Annotated in this window: 11 protein-coding genes; 7 read left to right on the top strand and 4 right to left on the bottom strand. The window is 36.3% G+C overall.

Features of this window, described 5'->3' with window-relative positions:
• Positions 1-829: 829 nt before the first annotated feature.
• Both UMM65_RS12665 and UMM65_RS12660 read right to left on the bottom strand, forming a co-directional pair.
• Positions 830-1525 carry a glutaredoxin family protein gene (locus UMM65_RS12665; RefSeq protein ID WP_321976978.1) on the bottom strand — a complete coding sequence of 232 codons (696 nt, stop codon included), beginning with the start codon at positions 1523-1525 and terminating at the stop codon, positions 830-832.
• Between the two features lie 86 nt (positions 1526-1611).
• The gene (locus UMM65_RS12660; RefSeq protein WP_321976976.1) at positions 1612-2007 is read right to left on the bottom strand and encodes a DoxX family protein; all 396 of its coding nucleotides are present in this window, start codon (positions 2005-2007) and stop codon (positions 1612-1614) included.
• A gap of 45 nt (positions 2008-2052) precedes the next feature.
• On the opposite strand from UMM65_RS12660, the gene UMM65_RS12655 reads away from it, so the two are divergent.
• Positions 2053-2994 carry a helix-turn-helix domain-containing protein gene (locus UMM65_RS12655; RefSeq protein ID WP_321976975.1) on the top strand — a complete coding sequence of 314 codons (942 nt, stop codon included), beginning with the start codon at positions 2053-2055 and terminating at the stop codon, positions 2992-2994.
• Positions 2995-3060: 66 nt separating this feature from the next.
• On the opposite strand, the gene UMM65_RS12650 is transcribed toward UMM65_RS12655, so the two are convergent.
• Positions 3061-3597, bottom strand: a complete 537-nt coding sequence (locus tag UMM65_RS12650; protein ID WP_321976974.1) for a carboxymuconolactone decarboxylase family protein — start codon at positions 3595-3597, stop codon at positions 3061-3063.
• 334 nt (positions 3598-3931) lie between these two features.
• A complete protein-coding gene (locus tag UMM65_RS12645; RefSeq protein WP_321976973.1) occupies positions 3932-4777 on the bottom strand; it encodes an AraC family transcriptional regulator in 846 nt (281 codons plus the stop codon).
• Between the two features lie 105 nt (positions 4778-4882).
• On the opposite strand from UMM65_RS12645, the gene UMM65_RS12640 reads away from it, so the two are divergent.
• The 6 genes from UMM65_RS12640 (at position 4883) to UMM65_RS12615 (ending at position 9482) form a co-directional block, all read left to right on the top strand.
• Positions 4883-5866 (top strand): polysaccharide deacetylase family protein, encoded by a 984-nt coding sequence (locus UMM65_RS12640; protein WP_321976971.1) that lies wholly within the window; start codon positions 4883-4885, stop codon positions 5864-5866.
• A 60-nt stretch (positions 5867-5926) separates the two neighbouring features.
• A complete protein-coding gene (locus tag UMM65_RS12635; RefSeq protein WP_321976970.1) occupies positions 5927-6940 on the top strand; it encodes a zinc-binding alcohol dehydrogenase family protein in 1014 nt (337 codons plus the stop codon).
• Positions 6941-7119: 179 nt separating this feature from the next.
• Positions 7120-8241: an alkene reductase gene (locus UMM65_RS12630; protein ID WP_321976969.1), complete on the top strand. Its 1122-nt coding sequence runs from the start codon at positions 7120-7122 to the stop codon at positions 8239-8241.
• A gap of 7 nt (positions 8242-8248) precedes the next feature.
• Entirely contained in the window at positions 8249-8695 is a 447-nt protein-coding gene (locus UMM65_RS12625; protein ID WP_321976968.1) for a DoxX family protein, read from the top strand.
• Between the two features lie 2 nt (positions 8696-8697).
• Positions 8698-9096 (top strand): DUF2721 domain-containing protein, encoded by a 399-nt coding sequence (locus tag UMM65_RS12620; RefSeq protein WP_321976967.1) that lies wholly within the window; start codon positions 8698-8700, stop codon positions 9094-9096.
• A 2-nt stretch (positions 9097-9098) separates the two neighbouring features.
• Entirely contained in the window at positions 9099-9482 is a 384-nt protein-coding gene (locus UMM65_RS12615; RefSeq protein WP_321976966.1) for a cupin domain-containing protein, read from the top strand.
• Positions 9483-9488 lie beyond the last annotated feature (6 nt).

The following is a 9488-nucleotide window of genomic DNA, read 5'->3' as shown; positions in this document are numbered from 1 at the left end:
TTGCTTTGAGCATTCATAAGAGCCTTTAGTTCTGATTCACTCTCTTTAATGTGTAAGTCTATTTGTTTTGCCATAAGGCAATTTACAAATAATTGAGTAAATTAACAAGAGAAATGGTATAATATAAATTGTATCTTTTTAAATATAAACACGAACAAAATTTGTTTTTAATATTTCATTTTAACTTTAGAGTGCATTTCGGTGAACATATGCGGTTACAAGTACTTTAAAAATATGATGTATAGGGATATCATGATATTTTCTTTTATCCTGAAACCCCGACCATTAAAAGCCTAAAAATATTTGATTTTTTTAGGCTTTTTTTTACTTGAGGCATTGCCAACGCAGTTGAGCATAAGTAAACGAATAAAAAAAAGCCAAAAAGTGCGTTGCACTTTTTGGCTTTATATGAGCATCATACCCACTAAAGGATCACGACGAGGAACGAGGAGTAATCCTACCTCCCCGACTAATAATAGGTACCAAAAAATTATTAAAGACAAAAAACGTTTTTCAAATTGTGGACTTAAAGGCTGGTGTATGCGAACGAGAATCCACCAGTTTAAAAATCAACCAATTCCGCTCCCGAGACTTCGGAACGGATGCGGTAGTTTTCATTCTTATCAGATTGACATTAAAATTACCAAATTCATAAATTGTTACAAATTTACTTTAAAAGATTACCAGATTACGTGACTTACAGAGACTTACAGAGACTTACAGAGACTTACAGTAAATACTTTGTTTGACATCGACTTTAAAATCATTGCAACCCTTTAATTTACAAGGGTTTGCGAAGCAAAATGAAACTGTAGAGGTGCTTTGCACGCTACCCTCTTGCTCTTTTGCCCATCAAGTCCAGACCAGAAATATTGGCAAAACCAGGATAGCTTTCAATCTTTTGAGTAAGAAAAGCATTGCCGCCTATGGTCTTTTTCTCAAGTATTAAACTGTCAAACCGGTCACGCTGGGCATAAATAGACGTTGTTAGGCCTGCCGCTCCACCACCTATGATAATGGTATCGTATACTTTATGCGCTTTCTTTACATCAATATCGAGCAACTCTTTAAGGGTGTGGTTATCAGGATTGGTATATGGCTTGCCATTTATTAAAATAGTAGGGATAATGCGTTTTCCATTATTTATTTCTTCCACTTTTGCGGTAGCCCAATCGTATTTATCTACATCAATAAATTGGAAGTTTATACCTTTATCGGTAAGATAACTTTTGGCCCTGCGACAATCGGGACACCAATCTGCACCGTATAATTGCACAATACCAGTGCCATTGACACCTAAAACTTCGGCAAGTGCGGCATTACTGGGATTTGTAAATGTACTGCCGTTTAAGTCGAAGGTAGGAATGATGCGTTTTCCATTATTTATTTTTTCAACAAGGCGCGTGGCACTTTCGTCCAAGTCTACATCAATAAATTCAAAATCAATGTCGTTTTCTTTTAAGAATGTTTTGGCCCTGCGACAATCGGGACACCAATCTGCACCATATAATTTAATTGAATTCATAAAGTAGTTTTTGATTTTTTCAGAAAGTAAAAGAATACGCCTTGGATAAAAGCGTATTCAAAATTTTTTTTGGGCTGCCAATTTCGTTACAAGGCGGCTTTATTCTTTTCATTGAGAGCTAAACCTGCTAAAGTAGTGGTCAATGCAATGTGAATCATTATATTCATCCAATTGCCCGATGGTATATGTACGAGTACAAGTGCCATAAGCATAATGAAAGCTAGGAAAGCATAGGCATACACCGTTTGTTTGTTAACCAATATAAGTATACCTGCAATAAGTTCAAATAGGGCCAAGATAGCTCCCAAGGCATACGTACCTGTATCACCCAAAAATGCTAGACCACTCTGCTTTAAAAAGTCGGCCATATTCTGAAGGCCAACACCACCCAAAAATCCTTCAATAAATTTTTCCAGTCCGCCCCATATAAAAAGTAGTGCGATACCGATTCTGATAACTAAACTTCCTGTTCCTGTATTCATAATATTTAGTTTTTAAATTTCGTTTTAAATAATGATTCAAAGATATTGCGACTAACAAGCAGCATCGCTACACATCATTCGTATTATATTGTATATTATTCTCGTTGCGATAAATTATTTTCGTTAATTTACAATATGAAACTAGTATTTAAAGGTAAAATAGAGGAAAGTTCGTTTATCTTAACCAATTTTAATTGTGCACCGGCACAGGCATTGCTACAAGACAAAGGCTATTATAAAATAATCTGGGCACGTGAGAAAACGTGCAAGCTTATGGTAGACGGGTATGAACTAGAATTAGAGAGGCATCAAGTTTTGTTCAGCACTACGTTAAACGTTCTAAACATCCCAAAAGATGTAGGTGTAATTGCCATTGTATTTAATCGTGAGTTTTACTGCATACGCGACCACGACCACGAAGTATCTTGTAATGGAATGTTGTTTTTTGGCTCCTCGCAGCCACCTGTAATTATGCTTAACGAGAAAGAACAGCGCAGTTTTGAAACGATTTTCTCCATTTTTAAGGAAGAGTTTGAAACGCAAGACCATATACAAGGCGAGATGCTGCGTGTAATGCTCAAGCGACTGCTCATAAAATCTACACGTCTTATTACCGAATCAAGAAATGCAGTTCAAATAGAGAAACCACAACTCGATATCATACGCAAGTTTCACGTGTTGGTCGAACAGCACTTCAAGAATAAACACCAAGTTATGGACTATGCTTCTCTGATGGGCAAGTCGCCCAAAACCATTTCTACTTTATTTAAGAAAGCAGGGCACGAAACACCACTCACCGTTATTAATGAACGGTTATTATTAGAAGCAAAACGATTGCTTTTATTCTCGGATAAAACTGCTGAAGAAATCGCTTTTGAACTAGGCTATCGAGAAGGTGCACATTTCTCTAAATTTTTCAAATCACATATAGGGATTCCTCCGGTAAGTTTCAGAGAGCTGAAACTAGGGAAACAAAAAACCGTTTAAATTATAATTTAAACGGTTTTTGAAGACCTCACTACATATTGAAATCGAGGTTTGTGCTACTGATGTTTATTCAATAACCGGCGCTACAGGAAAATCAATTGGGGTTTTAATGGTATTATTGATGTAGTTCGAAATTGTTTTTTCACCCACTAGATTAATCGAGTCTATCAGGTTTTCCTTTGTTAATCCCGCATTTAAGAAGTTTTCTACAACACTTGCGTCTGTATTTCCACGATTTTCGGTGATATTCTTTGCAAGTCTGGCAAGGGCATCCAATCTGTTATCAAAAGATGCCTTTCCTTGGCGTAGTTCAATAATCTGCTCATCGGTAAAACCACTCATCTTACCAATAGCTGTATGGGCCGCCAAACAATAATCACAATTATTTACTTGACTTACGGCAAGATTTACTGCTTCCTTTTCCTTTGCTTTCAATGACGATGGTGCGCCGGCGAAATCCAAGTAATTCTTCAAGGCATTTTCTGAATACGCATAGGTAGCATACAGGTTGGGTATAAAGCCTGCCTGTTTTTTCAAATTGTCGAAAATTTGCTGATTGGTTTCACTTACCTCTTCTCTCTTTGGTACATTGAATATGCTCATTTTTATTATATTTTTTAATTATTATTACGTATTTTTCTCTTCGAACGGTACAAAGATGAGCTATTATGTGATGTGAAGTTTTACACATCCATTACCAATGATTGTAGATTATTCGCATTTGAAGATTTAATTACATTTATAGCTGCTAATAATTCATACTAGTGCATAATTTACCTGATGTATCAATACAGTATTTTTAAAATATCGCAGGAAATTCTTTATCCTTTAATACTCTTGAAACCCTCCTACCACAGTGATTTAAAAACTACTATCAAATATCCGCAAATTTTATATTTAAGGAAGTTGACAATGCTTTAGATAGCGTTCTTAACTTTTAAGTTATTTTCATTCTGAAAGCCTTTGGCGTCATTCCCATATGTTTTTTAAAAGCCTTTGTGAAATGGCTAGAGTCGGTAAACCCTATCTTCATTGCTATTTCAGAAAAATTCAAACTTGTTTGTTTCAATAATCTTTCCGCCATTTTCATTTTGGTCTGCATCACATAGTTCTGAATAGAAATGCCTGCGTGTTTTTTTATAAAAACACTTACATAATTGGGTGACATATTAAATTCATCGGCAATAGCGGAAATTTTAATTTTTTCTTTGTCCACAACATTTTGTCTTGTATAGGTCAATATTTCATTCACTTTATCCTTTTCAGTAAAGGAAATAACCAGCTTATTACCTGAAATATTTCTGGAAATAATCATTAACAATGCTCCAAATAACTCTAATAAAATAGAACGACTATGTGTGGAAGGTGTTTCGTATTCTTTTTTTATGAGCTGAAATAACTGAAACAAATTTTCTCCGTCCTGCTTATTTTTAATAATTGAACCAGGTACGCTATTGGCATGTAATATAACAGCATCAATCTTTTTTCTCCATTTAAGGTCAGATACCAGTTCGGTTTTTTCAAGAAACAACTGTTCCGTAAACTTTAGATAGCCAAAAACAGTACGATTGGTTACTACAAATTCGTGTTCGTCATTAGGCGTTAATAAAAAGACATCTCCCTCATTATATTCAAAGCTACTTTCGTTCAATTTATGAATACCATTTCCTGATTGTATAAAAACGAGCTCAAAAAAATTGTGTCTGTGTTTTGGGTAATCCCAAGACTCCAAATCCAGTTCGAAAACATTAAAGGATGACGCACTAAAGAAACGTTTGCTCATAATCTACTATAGTATATAAGTACAAATATAAGATGAATTATTACCAAAGTAACGACGAAATTAGAAATAACTTTGCCCTATAAATAATTGATAATAAAAAATAAAATGAAACTTATAAAAAGAATAACAATTGCTGTTTTGCTTATGACATTGAATGTTTCTGGACAGAATTCAAAATCAAAGGCAACATCGAACACAAACAAGATGAAAACCGAAACAACCGCAAAATCCCACTGGCCCAATAACGCTCAACTTGTAATTTCTTTTTCGATGCAATTTGAAACAGGTGGGCAGCCCGAAGGTGCAGAAAGTCCCTTTTCTGGAAATCCATTACCAAAAGGAAACCCTGATTTACCAGCAGAAAGTTGGTTTAGATACGGTGCTAAAGAAGGTGTATATAGAATGCTTGACCTTTGGAAGAAGCACAACATCCACGTTACTTCCCACGTAGTAGGCGAAGCGGCAATAAAATATCCAGAAGTAGCAAGAGCAATTGCAGATGGCGGTCACGAAATCGCTGCACACGGTATCGCTTGGGACGACCAATGGAAAATGACTTACGAGCAAGAATTGGAATTCATCAAAAAAGGAATCGATACCGTAGAGGCCATCACAGGGCAACGCGGTCGAGGGTATAATGCAAACTGGTTACGCAGAAGTCCGAATACGTTAAAAGTACTTCAAGATTTAGATTTTCTGTATCATATTGATGATTTGAGCCACGACGAACCTTTTATCACTTCGGTTCGGGATAGGGATTTTGTAGTTATTCCTTATACGCTTCGTAACAATGACATCGCCAATATTGAGGGCAGAAACTGGTCGCCTGACCAATTCTTGGCCCAACTAAAAGCGGAATTCGACCAACTTTATGAAGAAGGTGCTAACAAGCGTAGAATGATGTCCGTGAGTCTTCACGACCGAATCGGTGGAGCACCATCCATAGTACACATCGTAGATGAGTTTATCAAGTACGCCAAAAAACACAAAGGTGTGGTATTTATGAGAAAGGATGAAATTGCAAAATTGGTAAAGGACGACCCAAATACACCACACGACGATTCAGAAATTGATTTTAATAAAAACTAATTCCACTTTTGAAAAACCTGTGTTGAGCAAGGTCGAAGTAGTAGATAAAACAATAAAAAAATGAAAACAATAGGATTTAAAACATCGTACCCAATAGAACATAATGAGAGCTTTATCGAATTTGAAACAAAGACCCCTACACCAACAGGTAGAGACTTATTGGTAAAAATCGAAGCAATTTCAGTAAACCCAGTGGATTATAAGATTCGAGAAAACAGTGCAAAAGGTAAAATATTAAATACACCAAAAATCATCGGTTGGGATGCTGTGGGAACAATTGAAGCAGTTGGTGACAAAACAGAACTGTTCAACGTTGGAGACACCGTTTTCTATGCTGGAGATATCACACGACCGGGAACAAACGCCGAGTATCAATTAGTAGATGAGCGTATTGTTGGCAAAAGACCTACAAATATAAGTTTGGAGGAGGCAGCTGCAATGCCACTAACATCGTTAACCGCTTGGGAAATACTTTTCGACAGAATCCGTATTTCTTCAGAAAAGGACAAAGGCAAAAGTATTTTAATTATTGGCGGTGCAGGTGGCGTTGGTTCCATAGCCATACAACTGGCAAAAAAAGTGGCTGGGTTGAATGTTATAGCCACAGCATCTCGACCAGAGACGATTGAATGGAGCAAAAAAATGGGTGCGGATTATGTAGTGAACCATTATGATTTGGTCAATGAAGTGCACAAGGCAGGATTTAAAGAAGTCGATTTCATTCTAGATTTTGTGGATGTAGATCTCTATTGGGATGCCTTTGTTGAATTAATTAAACCACAAGGACGTATTGGTTCAATCAGCGACCCAGCAAAACCAGTGAATTTAAAACAGCTAAAAAGTAAAAGCGTCAGTTTTCATTGGGAATTAATGTTCACACGCTCAATGTTCAATACCTATGATATGATTGAGCAGCATCATATATTCAATACCCTTGCAGACTTATTGGATGATGGTACCATTCAATCTACATTGACCACTACTTTAAATGGCTTTTCTGTTGAAAATCTCAAAAAAGCACACACCTATCAAGAAACTGGTAAAGCGATAGGAAAGACAGTAATTAAGTTTTAATTCGTATTCAATCGAAAGAATCAATATCCCCAATTAGTTAAGGTGGTATCAAAAATTTGATGCTGCCTTTTTTATAATATATAAATACCAATATAAGATGTATTTATACCAAAAAATACATTATATATCGCCTTAACTTTGTAGTGTTAAATAGAAGTAATAACCTTAAAATCAATATGATGAAATACCCAAAATTAAATACCGCATATAATATGAACGGCATCGAATTAAAAAATAGATTCCTAATGGCACCGATGACCCGTTCCAGAGCTGATGAAAATGGTGAAGTGCCAAATGCATTAATGGCAAAGTACTACGGACAACGAACATCAGCTGGTATTATTATTACTGAAGCCACACAAGTATCAAAACAAGGTATGGGCTATGCAAGAACACCAGGTATTTTTACCAAAAAGCAGATTGCAGGCTGGAAATTAACTACAAACGAAGTGCATAAAAAAGGAAGTAAAATCTTTTTACAACTATGGCACGTGGGAAGAGTTGGTAGTGCCAAGGTAAACGGAATGCAACCTATTGCACCATCGGCTAAAATAGCAAAAGATACCAGTGTTTATATTTTCGACGGCGCACCGAATGGAGATGCAACGTTTGTTCCAGTTGATGAGCCGAGAGCGATGACTCAAAAAGATATTGACCAAGCTATTGAAGAATTTAGACAAGGTGCAAAAAATGCAATAGAAGCTGGCTTTGATGGTGTAGAGATTCACGGTGGCAACGGTTATTTAATCGATGAGTTCTTACGAAGTAATTCCAATGTTAGAACTGATAAATATGGTGGCAGTAAAGAAAACAGAACACGCTTCTTATTGGAAGTTACCAAAGCGGTTGCTGATGAAATCGGTGCAGACCGAACAGGAATTAGAATCGCACCATTCATCAAGTTCAAGGATATGGACGACCCAGAGATTTTGGACACCATAATGATTGCGGCTAAGGAACTGGACAAACTCGGAATTACCTATCTACACCTATCAGAGGCAGATTGGGACGATTCCCCACAGATTCCAGCAGATTTTAGAGTGGAACTACGCAAAACATTCAGCAATACAATTATTGCTACAGGTAATAAAACACCCGAAGAAGGTGAGCAATTATTAAACGACAAGCTAGTGGATTTAATAGGTTTTGGTAGAAATTTTCTAACCAATCCAGATTACCCACAACGCTTGGAACTTGGTGCACCTCTCAATGAAATCAGCGACAATCACACACTATTTGGAGGTGGAGACGCACGCGGATATACAGATTACCCATTTTTTGAGAGTGAAACAGTTAAGTAAAAATAAGATGGAAATTTTAAATCAAATATTCAGTACATCAAGCGGTTGGGCAGCAACAGTAGCCAGATTAACAGTAGGCCTAATTATGCTGCCACACGGAATGCAAAAAATGTTCGGTTGGTACGGTGGCGAAGGCTTTACAGGAACAACGAACAGGTTTACCGAAGGTATGGGCTACCCTAGCATCATCGCGTTCCTCATCATTTTCTTTGAATTCTTTGGTGCTATTGGATTGATAGTAGGTTTCGCTTCACGGTTTATGGCTTTTGGAATTATCATTTTAATGATAGGTGCTATTGCTCAAGTACATCGCCATTATGGGTATTTTTTGAATTGGCACAATACAATGGAAGGAGAAGGAATGCAATTTAATTTATTGATGATTGGCGTTGCATTCGTGGTTATGATTTTAGGCTCAGGTAATTTATCAGTAGATAGTTTAATAAAATTTTAATGATGATGGATGTTAGTACACCAGCTATACTATTCGGTTCAATAAGTCTGTTACTATTGGCTTATACCAATCGTTTTACGGCGGTGGCCAGATTCATTAGAGAATTAAATGATAATAAGAAAAATTGTGAAAAAGTGATAGTAGATTCTCAAATACCAATTTTAAGAAAACGCATACGGCTTATCAAAAGAATGCAAGTCTTTGGCGTGATCAGTTTCATTTTATGCACAGGTTCATTGTTTGCCTTATTTTTTGAAAATCAACTAACAGGGAAACTTTTCTTTACAATAAGCATTTTATCATTATTGGTGTCATTGATATATGTACTTTGGGAAGTAACTATCTCGACTAAGGCACTAGATATCATATTAGATGACACACAACAACAAAAAAATAGTTAAAAATGAAAAAACAAGTAATAAGTCAAGCAAACGATTGGAGTCAATGGACTCCAGAACTTAAGGAAGCATTGAAAGCTTCAACAAGCAATACTCAAGTAGGACAAAAGTTGGTGTATGAAAACAATGAGTTCCGTGTATGGAGTATTCATTTACCAGCAGGGCAAAGCTTACCATTTCACAAACACGCCAATCGCTATTTTTGGACAGCGATGAGTACGGGTAAATCACGTTCCTATTATAACGATGGTTCTATTGTAGAGACCGAATATGAAATAGGTGACACCAAATATTTCGGAGATTTAAACAAAGAGAACTTCTTCATTCATAGCCTTGAAAATATAGGTGATACAATGTTAATTTATACAACGGTAGAATTTTTAAAATAAGAAAGC

The sequence above is a fragment of the Aureibaculum koreense genome, from assembly GCF_034296135.1.
In the GTDB taxonomy this organism is placed as follows: domain Bacteria; phylum Bacteroidota; class Bacteroidia; order Flavobacteriales; family Flavobacteriaceae; genus Aureibaculum.
The sequence above is the reverse complement of the archived record's forward strand: the minus strand, read 5'-3'. Positions and strand labels throughout refer to the sequence as shown.